The organism is Syntrophobacter fumaroxidans MPOB, assembly GCF_000014965.1.
GTDB lineage: Bacteria > Desulfobacterota > Syntrophobacteria > Syntrophobacterales > Syntrophobacteraceae > Syntrophobacter > Syntrophobacter fumaroxidans.
Map to the genome: position 1 here is coordinate 4546306 of NC_008554.1, position 24084 is coordinate 4570389.

The 24084-nt window shown below is 57.7% G+C and carries 14 protein-coding genes, 1 pseudogene and 1 riboswitch; of the genes and pseudogenes, 8 read left to right on the top strand and 7 right to left on the bottom strand.

Translation table 11 applies throughout. The features are described from left to right. Nucleotide 1 precedes the first annotated feature (1 nt). Nucleotides 2-90, bottom strand: a riboswitch (cyclic di-GMP riboswitch). A gap of 456 nt (nt 91-546) precedes the next feature. The 3 genes from SFUM_RS19265 to SFUM_RS19275 all read left to right on the top strand — a co-directional run bounded on the left by SFUM_RS19265 (nt 547) and on the right by SFUM_RS19275 (nt 4319). Beyond that, nucleotides 547-2028: a helicase HerA-like domain-containing protein gene (locus SFUM_RS19265; RefSeq protein ID WP_011700522.1), complete on the top strand. Its 1482-nt coding sequence runs from the start codon at nt 547-549 to the stop codon at nt 2026-2028. 347 nt (nt 2029-2375) lie between these two features. Beyond that, nucleotides 2376-3611, top strand: a complete 1236-nt coding sequence (locus SFUM_RS19270; protein WP_011700523.1) for an L-lactate MFS transporter — start codon at nt 2376-2378, stop codon at nt 3609-3611. 144 nt (nt 3612-3755) lie between these two features. Continuing rightward, a complete protein-coding gene (locus SFUM_RS19275; protein WP_011700524.1) occupies nt 3756-4319 on the top strand; it encodes a GAF domain-containing protein in 564 nt (187 codons plus the stop codon). Between the two features lie 203 nt (nt 4320-4522). Here SFUM_RS19275 and SFUM_RS19280 read toward each other — a convergent pair whose 3' ends face one another. Next, nucleotides 4523-4738 (bottom strand): glutaconate CoA transferase subunit B, encoded by a 216-nt coding sequence (locus SFUM_RS19280; protein ID WP_011700525.1) that lies wholly within the window; start codon nt 4736-4738, stop codon nt 4523-4525. A 255-nt stretch (nt 4739-4993) separates the two neighbouring features. Between SFUM_RS19280 and SFUM_RS19290 the strand changes: the two genes are divergently transcribed. After that, nucleotides 4994-5353 (top strand): DUF488 domain-containing protein, encoded by a 360-nt coding sequence (locus SFUM_RS19290; RefSeq protein ID WP_011700526.1) that lies wholly within the window; start codon nt 4994-4996, stop codon nt 5351-5353. A 695-nt stretch (nt 5354-6048) separates the two neighbouring features. Beyond that, nucleotides 6049-7383, top strand: coding sequence for a glycosyltransferase (locus tag SFUM_RS22160; RefSeq protein ID WP_011700527.1), 1335 nt, complete (start codon nt 6049-6051; stop codon nt 7381-7383). 1254 nt (nt 7384-8637) lie between these two features. On the opposite strand, the gene SFUM_RS19310 is transcribed toward SFUM_RS22160, so the two are convergent. From SFUM_RS19310 to SFUM_RS19320, 3 genes are all read right to left on the bottom strand, one after another. After that, nucleotides 8638-9777, bottom strand: coding sequence for a right-handed parallel beta-helix repeat-containing protein (locus SFUM_RS19310; protein ID WP_011700528.1), 1140 nt, complete (start codon nt 9775-9777; stop codon nt 8638-8640). 1102 nt (nt 9778-10879) lie between these two features. Then, nucleotides 10880-11182 (bottom strand): hypothetical protein, encoded by a 303-nt coding sequence (locus SFUM_RS23010; protein WP_011700529.1) that lies wholly within the window; start codon nt 11180-11182, stop codon nt 10880-10882. Between the two features lie 225 nt (nt 11183-11407). After that, nucleotides 11408-12004, bottom strand: a complete 597-nt coding sequence (locus SFUM_RS19320) for an IS66 family transposase (RefSeq protein ID WP_083764148.1) — start codon at nt 12002-12004, stop codon at nt 11408-11410. On the opposite strand from SFUM_RS19320, the pseudogene SFUM_RS24210 reads away from it, so the two are divergent. Beyond that, nucleotides 11931-12224: pseudogene (locus SFUM_RS24210) on the top strand (IS1634 family transposase); the annotation flags it as partial. The gene SFUM_RS19320 and the pseudogene SFUM_RS24210 overlap by 74 nt on opposite strands. 60 nt (nt 12225-12284) lie before the next feature. Here SFUM_RS24210 and SFUM_RS23015 read toward each other — a convergent pair. The 3 genes from SFUM_RS23015 to SFUM_RS19335 all read right to left on the bottom strand — a co-directional run bounded on the left by SFUM_RS23015 (nt 12285) and on the right by SFUM_RS19335 (nt 15923). Continuing rightward, complete coding sequence (locus SFUM_RS23015; RefSeq protein WP_150109574.1) at nt 12285-12698, bottom strand: hypothetical protein; 414 nt, start codon at nt 12696-12698, stop codon at nt 12285-12287. Nucleotides 12699-13098: 400 nt separating this feature from the next. Beyond that, nucleotides 13099-14508 carry a sigma-54-dependent transcriptional regulator gene (locus SFUM_RS19330; RefSeq protein WP_011700532.1) on the bottom strand — a complete coding sequence of 470 codons (1410 nt, stop codon included), beginning with the start codon at nt 14506-14508 and terminating at the stop codon, nt 13099-13101. Between the two features lie 260 nt (nt 14509-14768). Further along, the gene (locus tag SFUM_RS19335; RefSeq protein ID WP_011700533.1) at nt 14769-15923 is read right to left on the bottom strand and encodes an HD-GYP domain-containing protein; all 1155 of its coding nucleotides are present in this window, start codon (nt 15921-15923) and stop codon (nt 14769-14771) included. Between the two features lie 462 nt (nt 15924-16385). Between SFUM_RS19335 and SFUM_RS22165 the strand changes: the two genes are divergently transcribed. Continuing rightward, nucleotides 16386-19853 (top strand): PAS domain S-box protein, encoded by a 3468-nt coding sequence (locus tag SFUM_RS22165; protein WP_083764150.1) that lies wholly within the window; start codon nt 16386-16388, stop codon nt 19851-19853. Between the two features lie 225 nt (nt 19854-20078). Continuing rightward, nucleotides 20079-23885 carry a PAS domain S-box protein gene (locus SFUM_RS22170; protein ID WP_011700536.1) on the top strand — a complete coding sequence of 1269 codons (3807 nt, stop codon included), beginning with the start codon at nt 20079-20081 and terminating at the stop codon, nt 23883-23885. Nucleotides 23886-24084: the final 199 nt, after the last annotated feature.

The window sequence follows — 24084 nt, forward strand, 5'->3', positions numbered from 1 at the left end:
CCCTGGCAACCCTGCTGCCATATCCCACGCGGGGGACTTAGGCCAGCGGCTTTGCGTCCCACCCTTTCGGATGGTTTGCCCTTTACAGGTTAATCGGCTCGGAGCGCAAGAGCCTCCGAACATTACAATAATATGATTCGGCATAGCCGACAAGGGGCTTTAGCCGCCCCATGAAAAAGTCCGGAGCGATGGCTGTTCGACCGGCGATTCTTCCCGGCCTACAGGCCCTCCCCCGGCCTATCTCGTGAACCGGGCAAATCGGCGCCTTTGACCTTTTTCTTGCGTTTTCCACAGGGATATTTGATGATTGGACGGGCTCCGAGCGTGGGCCGGGAGCTTCTTCGGGCGCGGATCGTCAGGACGGGCCCGGGCGGCCCATGAGGCGCATTGTTGCGGCCGAATGGCGGATCATGGCTTTTTGTTTTGAGATCAAGGCCATATGGAGCGCCCGGCAATGGACGTTTCCCGTTGGGCGGGCGACGGTGAAGACGCCGGCGGCGTGCTCGCAACATGGTTACCACTTTCCGGAAAGAAAGGTTTTCAAGAATGAGTAAATCGATGCTCATTGCAAAGAGTTCCAAGAACGTCGAGTTCTGCCTGATCCCCCGCATGGCCAATCGGCACGGGCTGGTGGCCGGTGCCACGGGAACGGGCAAGACGGTAACCTTGCAGAGAATCGCCGAAACCTTGAGTCAAAACGGCGTGCCTGTCTTTCTGGCCGACGTGAAAGGGGACCTCGCCGGGATCAGCCGCAAGGGTGCGGAGCATCCCAAGATCATGGAGCGTGTCAAGCTGCTTTCTCTTTCCGATCATCGCTTCCGGGAATACCCGGTGGCGTTCTGGGATGTTTTCGGAAAGAGCGGTCACCCGGTGAGGGCGACGGTTTCCGACCTGGGGCCGCTGCTCATGGGCCGGCTCTTGAATCTCAACGAGGTGCAGACCGGCGTTTTGACGTTGATCTTCAAGATCGCGGACGATGATGGGCTATTGCTCCTGGACCTGAAAGACATCCGGTCCATGGTTCAATTCGTGGGCGACAACTCCCGGGAATTCACCACCGAATACGGGACCATTTCCAAGGCCTCGGTGGGCGCCATCCAAAGAGGTTTGCTGGAACTGGAGTCGCAGGGGGGCGACCGGTTCTTCGGCGAACCGATGCTCGACATTTTCGATCTCATCCAAACGCATTCGGACGGAAGGGGAATCATCAACATCCTGGCCGCGGATCAACTGATAACCCGGCCCAAAGTCTACGCAACCTTTCTGCTGTGGCTCCTGGCGGAGCTTTTTGAGCGCCTGCCGGAGGTCGGAGACCTGGAGAAGCCCCAACTGGTTTTCTTTTTCGACGAGGCACACCTGCTTTTCGAAGACGCTCCGCCGGCTCTGCTGGAGAAGATCGAACAGGTGGTGCGGCTGGTCCGTTCCAAGGGGGTCGGGGTCTACTTCGTCACGCAGAACCCGAGGGATGTTCCCGACAAGGTATTGGCCCAGCTGGGCAACCGCGTGCAGCACGCGTTGAGGGCTTTTACTCCCCAGGAGCAAAAAGCGGTCAGGAGCATGGCGCAGGCTTTCCGCCCGAACCCGCGACTCGACATCGAGAAGGTGATCACGGAGCTGGGCGTGGGAGAGGCTCTCGTTTCCTTCCTGGAGGAAAACGGGACCCCGGCGGTGGTCGAACGTGCATTCGTGTGTCCGCCCGAGAGCCGGGTGGGTGTCATCACGGCCGATGAACGAGACGCGATCATTCGAAGCTCGATCCACTTCGGCAATTATGAGAAGACGGTCGACCGGGAATCGGCCTTTGAAATGATCCGGGCGCGAACAGAACGAAGGATCGAGGAAAGCCGGCAGGCAGGAGAGCAGCCGGAGGCCGGTTACCGGGCACCGGCTCCGGGGCGACGGCCGGGACGTTCCAGCGACACCGTCGTGGAAGCCTTTGCGAAGAGTACTTTGCGGGCCATCGGCAGTTCCATCGGTCGTCAGATCGTCCGCGGGGTGTTGGGTTCGATCCTGGGGGGAAGGAGATAGAAACCGGTTTTCCCCGCGGTCCAAGACCTGTTCGGAACTGCCGGGCGGGACAATGAGCATTTCATCGAAAGCACGCCGCCGTGCCGTGAACGCGCCCGTGCCGGATGAGTCGGCATATCGCTTGAACATTTGATGTGAATCGAAGATAATAGAATCAATGTCTCCTGTTGTTTCAAGAGGCCTTCCGGGTGAAATGCGAGCCTGAAGCGCCTGTCTTTCCGCTTGCGATCAAGTTGTCGCACTGTCCGGGATCAAATCCAGATATCAGACACTGTGTGTACGGCACGGAAACCCCGTCTCTTTTCACACTTCTTCCAACTGGTCCATGCTTTTTGAGGAGTCGCCTCATGAGTAATGAAAATTTGGAAGGGAAAAGGTGGTGGATTGCCGTTGGGGCAATCATCATGCAATTGTGTCTGGGAACGGTGTATGCGTGGTCCGTTTTCAAGAAACCCATCATGACCGCGCACGGTTGGGGGGAAACGGCCACCCAGGTTACCTTCATGATCTGCATCGGAGTGATCGGTCTGGCCGCCGCCTTCGGCGGGACACTGGTCGACAAGAAAGGGCCGAGATATGTGGGTACCGTGGGCGGCATCCTTTTTGGGATCGGAACGCTGTTGGCCGGCCTGGCCGATCAAATGGGCAGCATCTGGCTCCTCTATCTCGGTTTCGGCCTGGTTGCCGGTCTGGGCAACGGTTTCGGCTACATCACCCCCATCGCCACGCTGATCCGCTGGTTCCCCGACAAACGAGGCCTGGTGACCGGGCTGGCCGTCATGGGCTTCGGCGCCGGGGCGTTTTTCATGGGCATCATTGCTCCCAAAATGATTATTTCTCTGGGAGTGGCTAATACGTTCTACATTTGGGGGGCGATCTTCCTCGTGGCCGTGACCGCGGCCGCGCAACTGTACAAGAATCCTCCCAAAGGGTGGTTGCCCAGGGGGTTCGTCCCAAAGACCAGCGCAGGCGGCGTTCAGGTGACCGAGTCCTACACCTTCGATGAAGCCGTCAAGACCCCGCAATGGTGGATGCTCTGGTCGATGCTGTTCTTGAACATCACCGCCGGTCTTGGTCTGCTGTCTCAATTGTCCCCGATGGCACAGGATGTGATCAAGAGGGTCAGCACCGATATCTCCGCCAAGGACCTGGCGGTGGCCGGCGGCACGATCCTGGCGATCGCCTCCATCTTCAACGGCTTGGGGCGTCTCTTCTGGGCCTGGACGTCCGATGCCGTCGGAAGAAAAATGGTCTTCGTCATCATGTTTGCAAGCCAGGCCATCCTTTACGTGGCATTGCCCCAAATCGGGAACCAGATATTGTTCACCGTCGTGGCCTGCTACCTTCTCGCCTGTTACGGAGGCGGATTCGCCACCATGCCGGCCTTCGCGGCCGATTCCTTCGGACCGGCCAATATCGGAAAGGTCTACGGCATGATGTTGACCGCCTGGGGGTGCGCCGGCATCGTGGGGCCGCTTGTATTCGCTCAAATCAAGTCCATCGCGGTCTACGTCGCGGCCGTTCTTCTGGTGCTGGGCTTTCTGCTGGCCATCAGCTTCAAGAAACCGAGGGGCAAAGAGTGAGTATGAACGGGAGAGAAGGCTTCGCCGGCACCCGGAGCGTTGCGCCTGCGAGAATGCCTCTCGCGGCGTTGGGAAACATTATAGTCACTGGCCGTGCAGGTTTTCTCTTTGGGCTGCCTTCAATGGAAATAAGGAGAAATTGCCATGTCATCATTTGATGAAAAAGTCGCTCTCAGGAGTTTTCAGGAGATCAGCAAGCTTTTGAGCTCAACCATGGAACTGCCGGAAATTCTCAATTACATATTAGAAGAAATCACCAGGGTATTGGGCCTGAAAGGGGGTACCATCCGCCTCGTCAGCCCCAAGACCAATACCCTGGAATGGATGGCCTCGGTTGGGGTGAGTCGGAAATATGTCGAAAAGGGGGCGGTGGACCTGGACAAGAGCGTGGCGGAGGCCATGACCGGAACACCGGTGCTCGTGCTGGACGCGGGCAACGACCCTCGCATGCAGTATCCGAAACAGGCCAGGGAGGAGGGCATCGCCAGCATGTTGACTATCCCCATGAAGGCGAGGGGGGGAAAGGTCATAGGAGTGATGCGCCTGGTGACCTCCGAGCCCAGGCAGTTCACGATGGATGAGGTCGATTTTGCCTGTGCCGTGGGAGAATTGGGAGCCCAGGCCATCACCAATGCCAGGATGTTCGAGGAGCTGACCAAGGAGCTCAAATACTTCAAAGGCATGGTGGACGTCGCCAAGTTTTGGTGAAAACCGGGGCTCCACGCGTCATTCGCTCTCAAGCCCGAACGCACGCCCGGAACCGTAACGATGAGGCTTTTCCGGATGGTTCCGGGCAGCAACCCTCATGTATGCCTCATTGTTCGTTCCAATTGCCGCGGCCGCTCCCGACCATGATCCGCCGCCTTGCCGGGGCGTTGAGGAGACCTGAAAGCGCGAAGACCGCCGCGCGCTCAACTCTTTAGAACCATCCTGTCGGGATCGCACTGCGTTCGAAGGGTATCGAGCTCATGTTCGGTCGGGGCTGGTTCTTCGACCGCCCTGGTCAAATCGATCTTGAAGCCGATCTCCTCCTGGACGGCCCCGGCGGTGAAGCCGGGATAGATGCTGTGGAGGTACATTTTCCTGGTTTCGGCGTCAAAACGGAAAGTGGCTTTATCGGTGATCACTTTTTCGGGGCCGCCCCCCGGCAGACCCGCTTTTTCCCGTGCTTGGGCGGCTCAACGTCTTTCCGGGGGATGACGTGGGGGCGCGCAATAACCTCCAACGCTGGTTGGGTCTGCCCGAAACCCTCGATTACCATGGAGTGCGCGACTCCATTGCTGCGTGGAGCCCATACGGAGGACTCATTTATTTTCATCTGTTGCTGAAACGACTTGACCATGCCGGTTTCCTGGACGGTCGCAGGAATAACGGGGGAAACGATGATAAGAGTCAAGCGCGTTTACGAATCACCCCGGGCCGATGAGGGAGCCCGCTTTCTGGTGGAACGCTTATGGCCGCGCGGCATGAGGAAGGAATCACTCCACATGGACGCCTGGCTCAAGGATGTGGCCCCGAGCGATGCGCTGCGACGCTGGTTCGGTCACGATCCAGCGAAGTGGATCGAGTTTCGGGAGCGTTACTTCGCCGAACTGGATGGAAAGCCTGACGCTATTCAACCAATCGTGGAGGCTGCCCGCAAGGGCAATGTCACTTTGCTCTACAGCGCTCATGACACGGAATTCAACAACGCCGCGGCATTGAAGGAGTATCTGTCCAATCGCCTACAACCCGGCTCATGAGAAGGGACTGTGCCTGCACGAGGGATTGTGTTCGACCGTCTTGCACAGGCCACGGATCGGTTGGAACAATTTTTCAAAGAAGCCGGAAATTGAAGTGCCAAGACCGATAAGACGCTCTATATCTTATTGAAAGTACAATGTAATAAAGTTACTACCGTTAAACTTGAGCCATATAGGAGAGGTGTCTTGACTTTTGCTTTTGTCCAAGGTTTTCGTATAGGGTGGAGATCATCGCAGAGATTTTCGGCATGAAATCCCCCGGCGACTCCGGTGCCCCTGCCGCATGGGCGATTATCCGACAAGGGCGACGACCATTTCGCTCTCCGTCTCTGTTGAGCTGGTGGAGTGGGGGGAGCAAGAGAATACGGATGTTTACTTCCGTATTATAAAGACTTGCGTTGATGCGCTGTTCATCGTGTACGCCTTGCGCGCGTGGCCTTGTACTACGGCCATCAGGGCCACTGGTCGGGCTCGGGTTTTTTGTGGCATGAGCCGCGGGCGGTGAGAGATGCGAGGCTGACTGCGAGGGAGAGCGCTCTCATGGGGGCGCATGGGGGCAGGCGGTGTGCCGGTGTCCAAGTCCCATCAAGACTTCTGCAGAAGTTCGCAGAGCTCTTCCGCTCCGGCCCACGCTGTTTCCAGCTTTCCCAGGGTGCCGCTGACGGTCGGGATCCATGGTTCGGAGAGGAGGACAGATGCGGGTCGCAATTCTGGGGTACGGGTCGCGTGGCGACATTCAGCCTGTGCTGGTGGTGGCGGATGCCTTGAGACGCCGCGGACACGAGGTCCGGCTCACCGTCAACGTGAACTCCGCGGACTGGGCGAAGCGCAGCGGCATCGACATTCTTCCCATGCATCCGGACGCTGAGGCTTTCTTGAAGTCGCCGGGAGGAAAACAGCTGCTCGCCAAAGGCAAATCGTCGACACTGTTTCGCGAGCTTGCCGCCCTGGAGGAGCGCCACAACGACGACATCATCCGGGTCTGTCGTGAAGCCTGTCGCGGAGCTGACCTCGTGTGCTCGACGATCGTGACCGTCTTTCGCGGCGCCGGCTTCGCAGAGGCGCTCGGCGCGCCGCACGTATGCCTCGCCACGCTGCCGATGTTCAGAACCGCGAGCTTCGCGAGTTACCTGCTGCCGATCCGCGATTACCGCGCCGGCCGGCTCAACCGGCTGAGCTGGGACCTGTACATCGCGGCATATTGGCTCGGGCAACGGCACGTGTTCAACGCCACACGTCGGGCGCTGGGGCTACCGGAATGGAAACATCGCCCACGCGTGGAGGACGGTGCCTTCATCCACATGTACAGCAAGCATGTGCTCCCGATTCCTGACGATGTGCCCCGGTCGCACTGGCAGGGCGGTTACGCGACCATGTCGGCGGAGCTTCGCGAGCGGCTGGGGGAGAGGGCTCTCCCGCCCGGACTTGACAAATGGCTGGCTGCGGGACCTCCTCCCGTCTTTTTTGGATTCGGCAGCTTGCCTGTGCTGGACCCGGCAGCGGTGCTGCGTGACGTCGTTCTGCTGTGCGAAAAACATTCGATCCGCGCGCTCGTGGGGGCGGGTTGGACCGAGTATGCCCGGGGCGCGCTGCCCGAGACGGTGTTCATCGCGCCTGCGTTCGATCACGATCGCGTCCTGCCGCGCTGTCGTGCAGCGGTTCATCACGGTGGCGCCGGAACCACGGCCGCTTCGCTGCGCGCGGGATTGCCGACCCTCGTCTGCTCGCTCTTCAGCGATCAGCCGCTCTGGGGGCAGCGCATCGAGCAACTCGGAGCGGGAACGACATTTCCGTTCCAGAAGCTCGAGCCGAAACGTCTGTCCGCCGCGCTCGGCGGCCTGTTGCGTCCGGAAGTCGCCGAGCGTGCGCGCCGGATCGGGCAAGCGCTGAGCGCCGAGAACGGAACGGAGCAGATTGCTGATCTGGTGGAGCGCTTCGCGCAAAGCCAAGGCATCTCCGTCGCCGTGCGCGCCGCAGGTGTGAGCGCAAGCCAGTGCTTAAGTTCTTATACGGATTTACCTGGAAAATAGATTCCCGGGTGAGTCCATTTTCATGCTTCGCGGGTGTCGCGGGGGGCATGGATAATTGCGTTCAAAATGATACTCTAAAAGTGTGGGGGACGTATCCCCCACACCCCCTCGCCGCTTCGCGGCTCCGTGTGGCGCTGCGGCGGCGGCCTTCGGCCAGTCGCCGACAGCGCCGAGCACTCGGCCTCACGCGCTTGCGCGTGTGGCCGAAACTTGGGGGGTGCGGGGGAATCATTCCCCCGCTCTTTTGTGCTTGAAAGATCCATCTTGAACGCAACTTCGTATTAGACAATCGCGATGAAGAAAGGGCTTAAAACTTTACATTAAGCCATTTCACATATGACGTTCACTTCCGCGATCAAGCACTATAGTACTTGTGCAATCGTGAAAACTACAATGATCCATGTTCAGATAGCTTACACCCCATAAGTTTACACCATTGCCATGTGTATATTCTTGATTGACCAGCCCTTATGTTTCTCAGAACTGCGGTTATTTCGTTAATCATATAGGAAATCGAAATGAGGTTACGAGTACACTTATTAGTTATCCTCGTCTTTTCACTCTTCTCAGCATCTGGCCATGCCGCCGACTGCACCAAAGGAACACGGAGTAGTCTTCAATTGAGTCGAGTCAATGTTCCCTTCGTGCCCAGGCATGGCCAGAGTCTCTGTAAAACAAGCCTTGTCCTGCGTTCTGAACCGGGCGGTGAGGTACTCTTAAGCAAAGAATACGAAGGCAACTGGATCTGTATCGGTTTCAATAAAACAACCAAAACCTATATCATGGGAGGTATCCTGGAGCGCGGAGCTTGGCTTCCGCTGTGTTCCATTCAATACCTGCGCGAGGACAAGAACTCACTTGAACCATCGGTTTTTGACCGGTTGGGCTACTTTGCGATGACCGTCATAACCAGCCCCTGGTTGCAGGTACATCGTTTTCATTGGAGGGCGGAGCACAACCGGCACCTTATACGTTATCGATATTGAACGAGACGAAGTTAAGGAATTGGGTCCGGCACCGGCGCCGCCACCAAATGCATTTGCGGGAGACATCTGTAACGGCGAGCCGTTCGAGTGGGGCACGTGCTGGGCGGACGGGTATGTGGAGATGGACACAGGCATCATTCGCTTCAAGTCGGAAGATGTCTTGGATGTCAGTTATGGCAAAGACAGCCCCCATCGGCGTGGAAAAAAACGTCGGGTTCAGCGGTTCAAGCTTGGCTAAGCAGGAAGCCGCGTCCTGCATTCCTGACTCCTACTTCACGTTGATCCCCGATGCACAAGTCACGCAATCGCTTATGTTTGGATAGGCACCTCCGGATTGGTTGTTGAGGTAAGAGGTGTTTCCATCCAGCACACTGTAGGTGCCAAGCTGGATTCCACTATACTTGTTCCAGGAAGTCGTGTTGTTTTTAATCGTATTGTATCCATCTGCCATTATTCCATGGTTGCCGTTTTCCATTGCTATGTTGTTGATTACACTATTCCCATCAATTGCACGTATTCCATTTTCACTATTTTGTGAAGCAATATTGTCTGAAATTGTTGATCCTGAGTAGCAATAGATACCATTTTGATTTCCTGTACAGGTGCACTCTCTAATGATGGAGTAGTAATCAACATAGATACCATATTGAGCATTGTTGATGGCAGTGCAGTTTTCGATGAAGTGCTGGTTACCGACAAGAAAGATGCCGCTGGAACCGTTTTCAATCACCCGGACCCCGATGACCCTGTGGCCGGGGTCGGAGTAGCCGCCGTTCGCTTCATAAATTCCATTCGTTCCGAAGCCTTTGATCGTCCCATTCCTTATCTCCACATTTTTCCTGCCGACCATATGAACGCCGTGGTTGTCCCCGCTGCCGGGCCCGGTAAGAACATAGCCGCCCAGGTCGATGGTGGCATCGTTTGCATTCACGGTGATCCCGGTGCCCGTTGAGGTGAGGTTTCCCGTGACAAAATAGGAGCCGGGAGAGCTGATGGTATAGGGAAGAGACGAGATGGGGGTTCTCATCTCATCGGTCATGACAAGGTTCTTGGCGGCGCTCCATGCACTGAAGCCCGCCGTGTTGCCTGCCCGAAGGTTCCAGGTCAGGGCCGCGGCTGTGCCTCCAAAAGTCGCTTGGGCGGAGCAGGTTCCGGTTCCATCCGAGCAGTTCGCCTGGGCCGCGGTGAAGATCGTGTTGAGCTTGATGACGGAGCCGGACTTCACCTGCAGTTGGTACTTGGTCGCACCCGTAACCGCTTTCCAGAGAAAGGTGATGGTGGAGCCGGCCACCTTACCTGACGGGGAGACAGGGGCAGGGACCCCGGGCGCGGCCGCGTGAGCGACGGAGGCCGTAAGGATTGCCAGGCTGACCACTGCTCCAATGAGCACCATTCTTGATGTTTTCATTCTTGCACTCCTTGATGTTCTCAGTGTTTCGTGCCGGGGGTGTGTTGAATACTTCTCCCATAATCCAATTCCAGGCCAAGAAGGCTGAAACTTCCATTGTTCAGAGCGTCATAAATATCTGTGCATTGAGAGAGTGTATCGATGACCTGAATCGTCTCGGGCGGCTGGTCTCCGCTTCTCGGTGGTGCACACCCGATTACGGCAGCGTGTATCACTCCTGCCCCTCCGATACCGCGGTGCGTTCAAGATTACACGGCACCTGCCCAGCGAGAGGCGACGCGGGCGGGATAACCCCGCCTTTTTGTATGCGGACCGATGTGCCGGTCAGATGCAGCAGCAAGGGGAGGGCTTTGTGCCCGCCCGCTGCGGTGTGGAATCTCGAGCGCATGATTCCCCTTCGGCAGGTGTTTTGTCCCGCAGTGAAAAACCTCCAACGAACCCAATAAACAGGAAAGCCCAAGCCAAAGACGAGAACCGTGGAAAGCAAGGTGCATTTTGCACTATCTTTCACAAATTGCAACGGGTATTTCACTGTGCGGCAATCGGATGAAAAGCAAACCATTTTCGGATTTTACATGAAATATGAGTGATTACCTGAAGTTGAGAGCGAAGTGCTCTTGGGTTGGGCTTCAGTTTATCTTTCCGTAAGTGGGGCGGCGGCCTCGAGAACACCATGGCTGCAACGGCCGCCCTGGAGCGGGAGCAGAGCGCCCCGGTGACGCGGGAAGAATGGCGGGAAAACAAGACCATCTACTCCGGATGCAAAATGCGCTTCGGCAGCCACTGCTGATTGAGTTCACAAATGAATCAGGATCGAATCTAAACGGAGATCGAGGTGGCAAACCCGAAGCGGCCTCGGTATGAATCAGACCTACCAGCAACATGGTTTCCTCCTGTCTGGCTGTTCTCTCCAAATCACTATTGTGAGTCATCCGGAATAGAACAACAACTTTTAGATTCGGAAGGATGCATTTTGGAACGGTTGAATCATGAACGACTCACCGTTTATCCACGGATGATCGTTGCGATGTATGTCATTCTCGGTCGGGAGTCCAAGGAATCCCAGGGCGGAATAGAGCATTAGTGAAAATAATTCAAATAGTTAGCCGCCTAGTTTTTGTAAGACCCCACCGGCGATTCTGTGGCCGAACGCCTTGAGGATGTCGGTTTGGTTCTCGGTGGGCTCCTCGATCATCCATTGGGGTTTTGACTTTCCGGCATACCAGCAGAAGCATGAATGGAGGTTGCGCATGGATTCCATTGCCGCAGCGGCGGTTTGCCCGATTCCGGCCTGAGCCAGACGGTTCTCGAGTATGCGCAGATACGTGAGGGCTGCCATACAGGTAAAAATGTGGCAACGAATCTTTCCGTCGGTCCAGTGCCGCATGGGCGACATGGGAGGCACGCTGACGAGCTCGTCATTTTTGACTGCCGGAATGCCTCTTCGACCAGGTAGCGATCCAGGCTTGCTCTTACAATCTCATCAGTCGACCAGTCCGTGTGGTCGGTAACGATGATGTTTTTCCGTAAGCGTTCGGTAAACCCCATCTTCTCCCCGCATCGAGGCTGTGGCATGATTTCTCGGGATGTATGGAGGCAGATCATGGATGCCGGAGAGTGAGTGGCCGGCTTACTGGTGGGCCATGAAACGGGCCAGGCGGTCCGGTGTCAACCGTTGGGGAAGCAGCTCGAGATGGTCTTCTTGCGTTCGAACGTATGGGAGTCTTTCAAACAAATAGCGCAGGTATTGGTAAGCTTCAAGTCGGCAGACCTTGGCGGTTTCAATGAGGCTGTAGAGCGTTGCGGCGGCATTGGCGCTGTTGGGATGCCCGCTGAACAGCCAGTTCTTCCGGCCGATTACAAATCGCCGGATGGCATTTTCGGCGGCATTGTTGTCCGGGCTGATATGCCCGTCCTCCAAGTACCGAATGAGTTTTGCCCAGTGCGAGAGGGCATAGTTTAAGGCTTTCCCCAGAAGACCTTGGGGCGGCGTCTGGCTGACGCGCTTTTCCAACCAGGCTTTAAACTCTTCAAGAATCGGTTCGGCTTTTTCCTTGCGCAAGGCAAAGATTCCATCCGGGGAAAGCTCCTTTGCCCGAGCGATTTTTTCAATGGCATAGAGCCGCCCGATATAATCCAGAGCCACCTCGGCGCTGCGGACCAACACGAACCTTCCCGCAAGGCAGTTTGCTCTGAAGTACAAGGAGTTGTGGCAGGTCGAGCACATCTTCCGGGAGATGAAATCGGTGCTGAAAACGCGCCCCGTCTTCCAGCGGCGTGATGAAACCATACGGGGTCATGTCTTTTGCAGCGTTCTTGCGCTCCTGCTCAAAGAGGAGCTCTACGGCCGCCTGGAGACCAGGGGACATCATTTCGAGTGGGATGAGATCAAGCTGGACCTGGAAGCCCTTCAGGAAACGATCATCGAAGAAAAGGATTGCCGTCTTCGCTGCACCCCCTTGCCCCGGACCATGATTGCCAAACCGGAACCTGGTTGCATGATGCCCTCAAATCCTTTGGAAGCGTTCAGGAACCCGGCCGCCCCGTCCGTCTTCCTGAGCCGAAATCTTTTCCAAAACCGCCACCAGCTCATGTTGATTCCGGTTCGCGCTCGTATGATAGCAGCACTGCAGGGACAAAGCCTTGTTCAAGGCTTCGCTGCTGTCATCGGGCAGAATGAGCAGGTTGCGAACACTCTTGAGCAGCCCCTTGAGTGATACTGCAGCGCCGAGATCGTCGTGAGTCAACACAGCCAGGACGACGGTGGTTGCTCCAGAAAAGCTTGTCAAAACCGACTCGATCAGCTCTTCGGCAGTTCGACAGACAGCCATCGTGTCCCGGGGCAGGCGGCGGGCAACCTCGTCTATGAGTTGCCTCAACCAGAGCGTTTCGGAGGGGACAAAGAAAATGATCGTATGCATCGCAGTAGCCTTTTCTTCAGAAGGAGACATCGCTCTCCAGCCTCCACAAAGCAGATTCCATGCCACCGAGAGAGTCGCCCCCCTCACCCGGCCTTTGCAGCAGGGAGGAATCTCCGGTTCTGCCGAAAGGTCAATTACAGCGCGCGGCGAAGCAAAGCATCGGTCAGCACCGTGTCGGCGCAGTACCCAGCAGTCCAATAAACGAGACGGAGCAGGCCCGGCTGTATGACAAACAGAACTAAATCCATACGAGGCAAAGGCTAGCGGCCGTCTAATAAATTAGACCCCGTCGGCAGGCGGGGGGAATGGCCGGGTCTTTCGAGCTTTACCGGCCCCCGCTTTCGACCGCACGGCACAATTCAGGCACATGTCGGACACGCATCGGAATCGGCTCCGGCCCCTACAGCTCATATTTCTTCAGGAGTTGATAGAACCTTGCACGGGAGAGTCCGGAGAGCCTGCAGCATCGGTCGATATCACGCCCGACCGAGCGGATGAGGTCCGCCAGGTACTGGCGCTCGGCACTCTCTCGGGCCTGTTGGAGCGTCGTGAGAGGATGGTTCCCCGAAGTGCCCGCCGACCCCGGCGTCGGCGGGGAGTCGCTCGCTTTCTGGGCTGGCGGGGAATGAGATACGGAGTTTCGCGCCGCCTTCACCCGGATATGAAGGGGCAGGTGGCAGGCGTAAAGGGTCGGTTCATCGCGGGTGAGGGTGATGGTACGTTCGATCACGTGGATCAATTCCCTCACGTTGCCGGGCCATTCATAGCTTTCCAGGGCTTCGATGAAATCGGGAGAAATGCCTTTGCTGTCAATGCGGCAATAGCGGCAAATGCGGTGGACTTGATGCAGCACCAGGTCACGGATGTCTTCGACCCTGGAACGCAGCGGCGGCACCGCGATCGTGATCGTCTGCAGGCGAAAAAAGAGGTCCTCTCGAAAATGTCCAGCCTTGACCATCTGGTAGAGATCGCGGTTGCTTGCGGCAATGAGGCGGAAGTTGCTGTTGATTTCCCGGCTCGAGCCAAGGGGCCGGAACCGCCGTTCCTGGAGTACTCTGAGAAATGCTTTCTGCACGGTAAAGGGCAGCTCCCCCACTTCGTCCAGCAGCAGGGTGCCGCCATCGGCCTGTTTGATCAACCCGACGCGGTCATGGGTTGCATCGGTGAAAGCCCCCCGGCAGTGGCCGAAAAGCATGGACTCAATGAGGGACTCGGGCAATGCCGCACAGTCGACAACCACAAAGTTTCCCGCTGCCCGAGGGCTGTTTTCATGGATGGCGGCCGCAATAAGCTCCTTGCCGGTACCGGTCTCGCCCTTGATGAGGACGTTGACGTCGCTCCCCGCGGCCTGCGCCACGAGGTCCAGGCATCCAGCCAAACCGGGACTGTTGCCGACAATGTTGCCGCGTTTGAGAGCCATGGCGGTATTCCGGCAGGCCTTGGCCTCACGGTACTGGGATGCCCTGAGGAGCGCCAGCATCATTCGCTCCAGGGAGGCGGGTTTCTCCAGGTAGTCCCAGGCGCCGCTGCAGATGGCGAGCTCGGCCCCGTCCTGGCTTCCAAAGCCGGTAATGATAATCACTTCCGGACAGGACGGCGCCTCCCGAATTTGAGGCAGTCCGTCCACCAGGCCGTTGCCGTCCGGCATTCGAACATCGAGGAAAACGACATCGAAGGCTTCAGCGTAGACCTTGAGGAGGCCGTCGCCAAGCCGCTGGACCGATACGGCCGCATGTCCCAATTGCCCCGCCATGCGACAGAACACCCGGCAGAACTCAGGATCGTCATCGATGATCAACACCTTGGCCAAAAGCAAATCCTGTTTCAATGCTTTGGATTACGCGAGAGAGTTCGACAATGCAACGCTTATGAATCATGGTAACGGATACGAACGGATAATTCCAGGAGGAAAAACACTGCGATGGTCGCAGAGGGCGCTCGCCGCCCGAAGCTGTGGCCAGCCGGCCTGCTTTCCATCGGCAGACCCCGGGTGATCACGCACGGCTCCCCATCAACAAAGCACCGAGATGAGCCGTCCGCCCCGATGAGAATGGCCGAACCGGGCTTGTCCTAATCAAACCGGAATTCTTTCTCACAAAAAATCCTGAGACAGGCCTGGACAGCGCGCTGATCATACAATCGCCCCTGCTGTCGGCCGATTTCCTCCAGGGCCGTCGCCAGGCCGATGGCTGCCCGATAGGGTCGATGCGAGCTCATGGCTTCAACAACGTCCGCCACGGCCAGGATTTTTGCCTCGAGGAGGATTTCATCCCCCGTAAGCTGCCGGGGATAACCCGAACCGTCCAGGCGCTCGTGGTGCTGGTGGACAATGCGGGCGATGGGCCACGGGAAGTGGGCTTTTTTGAGGATTTCATAGCCCACCTCCGAATGCTCGCGGATGAGGCGAATTTCTGCAAGATGGAGCTGAGTCGGTTTGGAAAGAATCTGCGAGGGCACCGAGATCTTGCCGATATCATGGACCAGTCCGGCCATGCGGACGGCCGTGAGGGTTGGTTCCGTCAACCCCATTTCCGCGGCTATGGCTTGAGCGAGCCGGGCAACCCGGCGCTGGTGACCGGCCGTGTAGGGATCGCGGATTTCCAGAGCCGAGGTCAGGACTTCAACGATTTCCATCAAGGTTTCGCGGAGTTGACGAAGGATGAGTTTTTCCCGCGTGATCCTGTCAAGCTTGGCCTCGAGCTCACCAACCTGAAAGGGCTTGGCAATGAAGTCCGCGGCCCCCGCGGCAATGATCTCCGAATAGGAGTAGTCCGGCACAAACCCGGTCATGATGACAAAATCGAGTTGCGGGAACTCCTTCTGAGCCCGCCGCATGAGCGTGAGGCCGTCCATGCCGCGCATCCTGATATCCGAGAGTACCAGGTCGAAAGCGTTCCGGCGAAGCATCTCCATGGCTTCCCCGGCGTCCGCTGCGGCCTCACAGGCGATGCCGAACCGCTCACCCATGTTCTTGATCAACGTGCGATACGAGTCTTCGTCATCCACCACCAGCAACCGCCGGATGACCCGGGCGTCATCCCGGTTCCACAATCCTTCCTTCGCGAACCCGCCGTTCCCGGGGTCGGTTTTCGCCCGGCGCAAGGCCTCGCTCATGGCCCGAATGGATTCACAGCCGGAGAACATCAGAGGCGCATTACCATCGGCGCTGTCGGCTGCCGGGTCCTCTTCGCAGGAGAAAGGGGAGCTTTTCTGGAAGGCGTCCATTTCGTCCCTCGACGTCTACACAAAGAATGATCCACCAATGAAGCGGTCCAGCCGCGGAATCATGTCGTCAGTCTTATCCCGAGTTTTGCAGCAGGCGGCCATTGACAAAAAGCGTTGCGTTTGGCGAAAATCCAGGCTACGGAGCGTGAAGCTTCTTTAGCAAGCGCCGTGCCTTTCCGTGAAAATCTTCGTCCTTGCCGACGACCCTGCCGCCGCGAGTGAAACGGCCGACAATACCTGCGGGAGAAGCGCCGGTGAATTTTATGTGAAAACTCTCATCCTGAACGCGTATGGTTCTTGCAACACAAAACCTAGCCCCAAGGGTTGACAACGAATGGAACCACTGAAGAGAGGCGGTGCAAACCGAGGCGCAAAGCCCTGCGGGTTCGAGACCGGATGCTTGCCGCAGCAGGGTGCCCGGCTGGATGATCTCCATTGAACGAACTGTAGAAGGCATGGTCCATGCGTAACTCGATGAACAAGAAGACCGAATCTGCGTCCCCCGGCTTTTGGAAAAGCATCCAGGGAAACTTGGTTTTGCTGCTTTTCATTCTGCTCATCCCAGCGATTCTGATCCGGATTTACGTCTATCACCAACAATTGCAGACCCGCATCGGCGAGGAGCTTCAGGCAAATCTTGAGGTTGCGCGGGCAACCGCCAGGAATTTCGAATCGTTCGTGCGGGATGTCGTCCACAGCGAACTCGTCCTCGGGCTGGCGCTCACGGTCTCTCCGCCCATGTCGGAAGCGGATCAACGTCGCCTGGTCGAGGAATTTAACGCGGATAATCCCGCCGTGTGGCGCGTTCACTGGATCAACCCGGACGGCCAGGTGATTGCGCCCAGTCCCGAAGACGTCATCGGCATGGATGTGAGCGATCGCCTGTTTTTCAAAAAGATCAAGAGCGGGCGGGAGTGGTTCGTCAGCGAGGTTTTTTCCGGAAAGGTCACGGGCCGGCAACTGTTCGTCATCAGCCGCGCAATTCGCTCGGAACATGGCGAACTGGCAGGGATTGTGGCAGCTGCCGTCCAACCGGCCGACCTGGACTGGGTCATGGCCATCAAGCGCCATCAGGATGCGGGCGTGAGCCTGGTGGACAGCAGGGGCATGCACGCGTATCGTTTCCCACCCATAAACTATACCCCGGAACAACGCGACTGGCTCAAGAGCTATCCCGCCATCAAAGAGGCTCTCGCCGGGAATGAAATCGCCACCGTCGTTACCTCCGTTTTAACCGGCAAAGAGCGCCTGGTCGCCTTCGTCCCCGTTTTGGGCACTGGCTGGGTGGCGTCCGCGAGTCGCCTCCAGGAAGACGCCATGGTTGCCATCAATTCTGATCTGAGACACCACAACCTGCTTTTTGCAGGTCTCATCCTGGTGGTTTTTTGCGCGGTACTGTTCTTCTCGCGCTACATTGCCGCTCCCATCAAACGACTTCGCGATCAGGTACTTCGCCAGGGTCCCGGAGAATCGTGGGACTTCAAGGTCGATACCGGCCCCACCGAGGTTATCGAGCTTGCCTCGGCCTTCCGGATCATGTCCGAGAGGATCAAAGCCCGCGAATGGGAGCTCGGCAAGAGTGAAGAAAAATTCCGCATCCTCTTTCATTCCATTCCCGAGCCTTTGGCCCTGGCTATCGGCGACGATGCCGCCGTAGTCGATGTGAATGAGTCCTTCTGCCGGTTTTTGGGTCTCTCCCGTGCTGAGATTGAAGGCCGGCCCTTCATGGTTCTCGACATCTGGCACGACCTGGAGGATCGCGACCAAATCCAGAATCTGCAGACGGCCGGCACCGAGGTCCAGGACCTCGAATGCCGTCTGCGAACGCAATCCGGCGCCGCGAAATACGTCCTGCTCTCTACGGCGAAGGTCGAAACGCAGACGCAGAAGGGCAGGCTCTTTATTCTGAAGGACATCACCGCGCGCAAGGCCGCGGAGATGGCCCTCCAGGGGCAGAGCACAACACTGCAGACGATTTTCGACGCCGTGCCGGCCTTGATCTTTTATAAGGACTTGGAAAACCGCCTGATGCGCGCCAATCAATTGTGGTTCGAAACCTTTGGTCTGAGCGAAGCAGCCGTGATCGGCAAATCCCTGGACGAATTCTTGCTGAAAGCGGATGCGGAAAGGTTCTACCGCGACGACCTGGAGGTCATCGCTTCAAACCGGGCCAAGAAGGATATCCTCGGGGAGATTCAGGTCAATGGCAAGACATTGTGGCTCAAAACCCAGAAGATACCTTATCGGGACAGCGCGGGTCGGGTGGTCGGCATCATCGGCTTTTCCGAGAACATCACCGCCGGCAAGCGAGCGGAGGATGAGCTGCTGGAGTCCCGACAGCGGTTGTCGGATATCATCGATTTTCTGCCGGATGCCACCTTTGTGATGGATGAGGAGGGGACAGTCATCGCCTGGAACCGGGCCATCGAGGAGATGACGGGGGTCAAGGCTTCGGAAATGTTGGGTCGAGGCAACTACGAATACTCTTTGCCCTTTTACGGTGTGAGGCGACCTATCCTGATCGACCTGGTTCTCGATCACGGATGCGAGTTTGCAGGCGAGTACCAGGGCATGACAATAAAAGAATCGATGCTCGAGGCGGAAGCATTTGTGCCAAGCCTGAAGGGGGAAAGAGCCTGTCTTTACGGCAAAGCCAGCGTCCTGCGCAATTCGAAGGGAAAGATCGTGGGGGCCATCGAATCAATCCGGGATATCACCGAGCGCAAACGGGCGGAGGAGGAGAGGGAGCTTCTTGAGCTGCAGTTGCGGCAAGTGCACAAGACCGAAGCCATTGGTACTCTTGCCGGTGGCATTGCCCACGACTTCAACAACATTCTCGGAATCATCATGGGTTATGCCGAACTCGCCAGGATGGAGTTCCCAAGGGAAACCACCGCGCGGGAGAGTATCGATGAGGTGCTGAAGGCAACGCATCGAGCCAAGGAACTGGTCAGACAGATCCTTGACTTCAGTCGAACGCGCGAATACGAACGGAAACCCCTGCGACTGGTTCCGGTGGTCAAGGAAGTGCTGAAGCTCCTCAGAGCTTCCCTGCCGTCGTCCATTGAAATGGATCAGGCCGAAGAATTGCCGGCAGTTGGGGATCTGGTCCTGGCCGATCCCACTCAGATCCACCAGGTGCTGATGAATCTGGCGACCAATGCGGCTCACGCCATGCGCGGGAAGGAGGGAAGGCTGCGCGTGGCGCTTTCCCCCGTTTCTTTTGACTCGCTTGATCCAACCAGACCGGTTGAGCTCAGCCCGGGAAAATACCTTGACCTTGCGGTTGAAGATACCGGACATGGCATGAGCCAGGATATCCTCGAACGGATCTTCGATCCTTATTTCACCACCAAGAAGGCGGGCGAGGGAACCGGACTGGGATTGTCGGTGGCGCACGGGATTGTCAAGAACCATGGCGGAGCAATCCGGGTCTTCTCCGAGCCTGGCCAAGGAACGGTCGTTCATGTGTATCTCCCGGTGCTGGAGAGCGTGGAGCCGGTGGAACCACCGGCACCCTCATCGACCCTTCCCGGGGGAAACGAACGCATCCTGCTCGTCGATGATGAAGAAGCCCTGGCCAAGGCCCTCAAGAAGAGGCTCGAACGCCTGGGCTACCAGGTGACGGCAGTCACGGGCAGTCCGGAGGCCCTCGAAATCTTCGGCGGGCAGCCGGAAGCCTTCGACCTGATAATCACCGATTACACCATGCCGAAAATGACCGGGACGGAACTCGCCCGAGAGATCCTGAAGATCCGCTCCAGCATTCCCATCATCCTTTCCACCGGTTTCAGCGAACGGCTCGATGAAGAAGAAACGGCGGCAGCGGGCATCAGCGCTTTGATTATGAAACCGGTGAGTCTGAAGGGAATCGCCGAGCTCATTTCGACGGTGAGGAAGGATCACGACACCGGCTTCCTTTCCCCGTGAGTCGAGCAGGCATTTTCCATAACGCCAACTGAGGGTCTTTCATTGAGGCAACCTGAGGGATCAGTGTCACCAACCCGGTGCGGAACTGCGTCCCGGGCGGGCGGGAATAAACCCTGCCTCGCCCCTTGCGATGAGGTGCACAAGTTCTTGCGTGGGAGTGGGCTTCACCCCCGCCCGCATCGAGCAACCGGCTCATGAGTCGCTTGGTTCGGGATGGAGGCAATTATGGGACGACATGAAGGCTCATGCCTGGGGAGTCTGCGCTTCAAAATCGCCTTTCCTTTTACCGCCCTGGTGGTGATCGCCCTGCTGTTGCTGGGAATTGTCGCGGTAGAGCGGGGAATGAAGACGCTGACGGAAAGGGCCAAGGAATCACAGTCCATCCTCGCGCATGCCTTGGCCGACACGCTGGGAAACCTGCTCAAGGACAAATTGTCGCTGTTGGAAGGTATCGTCCAGCTTCGTTCGGTCAAACAAATGGACCCCGCCTGGATGGATCAGGAGATCGGTACCGCCCGAACGATGGAGCGAGGGGTAACCTCTTTTATCGTCCTGGATCATAACGGCACGGTCGTCTCCTTCGTGGACCACCCCGAACACGTGGGCAAGAGCCTGGCCATGAGGGAGTACTTTCAGGTGGCACGCAACGAGGGACGCCGTTTCTTCTCCGACAGCATTCTGACCCTGGATAAGACCATCACTGTGGCGGTTTCGATGCCCATCGTCGACCAACTCGGAGAGAGGGTTGGGGTCTTGGTCGCCACCTTCGACGTTCACCATGAGAACTTCAATCAAGTGATCCATGATGCCGAAATCGGCTCTCGTGGCCATGCCTTTCTGGTAGACCGCCAGGGGATTGTGATCTCTCACCCGGAGACGAGGCGTTCCCTGGAACAGCAGAATTTCAGCCAATATGCACCGGTTCGCGAGACCATGAGCCTGAAAAGCGGGGTGGTCACCTATGACTTCGAGGGCATCGCGATGCTCGCGGCCTTCACTCCCGTCACCCCGAGCGGCTGGGGGGTGGTGGTGCAACAACCACTGGCCGATGCCAACGCCCCCGCGATGCACCTGAGAAATATCATTATGGCCGTGATGCTCTTCAGCGCGATAGCCGCCGCGCTCATGGGGCTCCTGGTCAGCACCCGCATCACCGCTCCCTTGTCCCGGCTCGAGGCGGTCGCCCGCACCATTGGCGCCGGCAATCTGGAAGAGCCGGTGCCAGGCATCCGGGGAGGGGAAATCGGCACCCTGGCCCGGACCCTTGAAGCCATGCGTCTCAGCCTGAAGGATTCCGCGGTTCAAAGGACACAGGCTTATGAAGCCCTGCAGGCGAGCGAAGAGCGGTACCGCAGAATCATTGAGACGACCGAGGAAGGCATCTGGCTCACAGACCGTCAGTGGAAGACCAGTTATGTCAACTCCCGGCTCGAGCGGATGCTTGGGTACGAGCCCGGTGAAATGCTGGGACGGCACATCGAGGAGTTCATGGATGATGAAGGACGGCTGCTTGCCCGGGAAAAGATGGCCGGGCGGGAAAGCGGGATGCCGGGGACTTACGAGTTCAAGCTCGTCCGGCGGGATGGTTCCGAACTGTGGGCCATGGTCTCGACAAGTCCTGTTGTGAGTGCGTCCGGACAGTTTGAGGGCGCTCTGGCGATGCTGACCGACATCACCCAGCACAAGCAGGCGGAAGAGGAACTGAAAGAGCGTGACGACCGGTTCAAGAAACTCTCCTCCCACGTTCCCGGAATGATCTATCAGTTTAAGAGAAGGCCGGACGGCACCTATTGCGTCCCGTTCACCACGGACGCCGTAAGGGAAATTTTTGGCTGCACTCCGGAAGCGGTGCGTGAGGACTACTCTCCCATAGCCGGCGTGATCTCGGCCGAGGATTGGGGTGGCGTGATCCGTTCCATTGGAGAGTCTGCCGCATCGATGACGATTTGGCAATGTACCTTTCGAGTACAGGTTCCCGGCCGGCCCGTCCGATGGATGCTGGGGAATTCGACGCCCGAGCGATTGGATGACGGAAGTATCGTCTGGCATGGATTCATCACCGACGTCACTGAGCGGAAGCAGGCAGGGGAGGCATTGATCCGGAGCGAAGAGAGGTACGGGAGGCTGTTCGAGGATGCCGTGCTCGGGATCTTCCGATCCACGCCGACGGGCAGTCTTGTCGATGCCAACCCGGCTCTCGCCGTCATGTTCGGTTTTGAATCGCCTGCACAGATGAAAGATTCTGTGGGCAATCTCGCCGGCGTTTACGATGATCCCGCCCGCAGGAAGGAGATCGTCCAGAGACTCCTTGAGACCCGGAAGCCCGTCCGGACGGAAGGCCGCTTTCTGCGCCGGGATGGAACGTCCTTCATCGGCAACATTCATCTCTGGACGGTGCGGGACGAACACGACAATATCCTCCACATAGAGGGTTTCGTTGAAGACATCACCGAACGGAAGCTGGCGGAGGAAGCAATCGAGCAGCTCAGGCGTCAAAACGAACTCATCTTGAACTCGGTCGGAGAAGGCATCCTGGGGCTGGACGTGGAAGGGAGGCACACCTTTGTCAACTCCGCCGCCATGGGAATGCTGGGATTCGAGCCCGCCGAGCTCATCGGTCGGCGGGGCCACGACATGTACCATCACACCAGGGAGAGCGGAGACCGTTTTCCTGAAGAAGAGTGCCCAATCTATCAAAGCTATCGGAGCGGCAGAGCCTGTTCGCTCACGCAAGCCACGTTCTGGCGGAAAGACGGCTCAAGTTTCCCGGTGAGGTACAGCTGCGCCCCTCTTATCGAGGGCGGGAAGGTGCTGGGAGCGGTTGTGGCGTTTCGTGACATCACGAGACAGCGGCAGATTGAAGAGGAGAAGGACAGACTGACGGCTCAACTGGCACAGGCCCAAAAAATGGAGGCCATCGGCACCCTTGCTGGAGGAATCGCCCATGATTTCAACAATATCCTTGGGATCATCATGGGGTACGCCGAGATCGCCAACCTCGATCTTCCTTTCGACTCCAGCGCCAAAGAGAGTATCGCCGAGGTGTTGAAGGCTACGCGCAGGGCCAGGGGTCTGACGGCGCAAATCCTCACCTTCAGCCGCAAGCACGTTCAGGAGAAGAGGCCGCTGCGCACTGTCCCGGTTGTCAAGGAAGCTTTGAAACTGCTTCGAGCAACTCTGCCGACAACCGTTGAAATTCGCGGGGAGATCGATCTCCCGGAGGGTGAGGACCTGACTTTGGGAGATCCCACTCAGATCCACCAGATCCTGATGAACCTGTCGACCAATGCCGCTCACGCCATGCGGGAGCATGGAGGCATTCTGTCCGTGTTCCTGACCCAAGTGGCGTTCGACCCGGCGAACGATGCCGGCGTCATGGGTCTCAGCCCGGGGCGGTATCTCAGGCTTACGGTTCAGGATACCGGGCATGGGATGGACCGCACCGTCCTCGATCGCATTTTCGATCCCTATTTCACGACCAAAGGCTCCGGTGAAGGGACCGGTCTCGGGTTGGCCGTGGTTCACGGCATTGTCAAGAACTGCAACGGCGCGATTACCGTCCACAGCAAGCCGGGGGCAGGAACCGTGTTCCACGTGCACCTGCCGAAGCTGGAAAGAGAAGCATCATCCATCGAGGTGGCCCCTGTCTCGATCGCTACGGGAAGTGAGAGCGTCATCGTGGTGGATGATGAAGAAAAACTGGTTATCGCCATCAAGCGCATGCTGGAATATCTCGGATACAAGGTTACCGCGATGACAAGCAGTGTCGCCACGCTCTCCCTGTTTCGGCAACAACCGGAGGGGTTCGACGTGATGATCACTGACTACACCATGCCCGGCATGACGGGGATCGATCTTGCCAGAGAGATCATAGGGATCCGGCCCGACTTCCCCATTATTCTCTGTACAGGCTTCAGTGAAGAGATCTCGGAAGATGCCGTCAACAGTATCGGTATCAGGGCCTTGCTGATGAAGCCGGTCACCCTCCAGCGCCTTGCCGGGACGGTCCGGAGGGTCCTGGAGATCGCATAGCCAGGGTGATTGAGCCTCAAGCGGCAGATGTCTCCCATCCACAACCGGGGCTCCAGCTGCCTTGGGGCCGACTCCACACCAATCGTCCTGGCGCGCATTGTTCACGAAGCTCGCCGGGAAATCCCTCGAATGCGGTCATTATGAATGGTGCGGACAGACTTTCGCGCAGCAGCAATGAGCCGCCGTCCGAGGTCACGGG

Coding starts and splice junctions, on each gene's coding strand:
- SFUM_RS19265 (WP_011700522.1), top strand. CDS start 547: ATGAGTAAATCGATGCTCATTGCAAAGAGTTCCAAGAACGTCGAGTTC.
- SFUM_RS19270 (WP_011700523.1), top strand. CDS start 2,376: ATGAGTAATGAAAATTTGGAAGGGAAAAGGTGGTGGATTGCCGTTGGG.
- SFUM_RS19275 (WP_011700524.1), top strand. CDS start 3,756: ATGTCATCATTTGATGAAAAAGTCGCTCTCAGGAGTTTTCAGGAGATC.
- SFUM_RS19290 (WP_011700526.1), top strand. CDS start 4,994: ATGATAAGAGTCAAGCGCGTTTACGAATCACCCCGGGCCGATGAGGGA.
- SFUM_RS22160 (WP_011700527.1), top strand. CDS start 6,049: ATGCGGGTCGCAATTCTGGGGTACGGGTCGCGTGGCGACATTCAGCCT.
- SFUM_RS19310 (WP_011700528.1), bottom strand. CDS start 9,777: ATGAAAACATCAAGAATGGTGCTCATTGGAGCAGTGGTCAGCCTGGCA.
- SFUM_RS19320 (WP_083764148.1), bottom strand. CDS start 12,004: ATGTGCTCGACCTGCCACAACTCCTTGTACTTCAGAGCAAACTGCCTT.
- SFUM_RS23015 (WP_150109574.1), bottom strand. CDS start 12,698: ATGCATACGATCATTTTCTTTGTCCCCTCCGAAACGCTCTGGTTGAGG.
- SFUM_RS19335 (WP_011700533.1), bottom strand. CDS start 15,923: ATGGACGCCTTCCAGAAAAGCTCCCCTTTCTCCTGCGAAGAGGACCCG.
- SFUM_RS22165 (WP_083764150.1), top strand. CDS start 16,386: ATGCGTAACTCGATGAACAAGAAGACCGAATCTGCGTCCCCCGGCTTT.
- SFUM_RS22170 (WP_011700536.1), top strand. CDS start 20,079: ATGGGACGACATGAAGGCTCATGCCTGGGGAGTCTGCGCTTCAAAATC.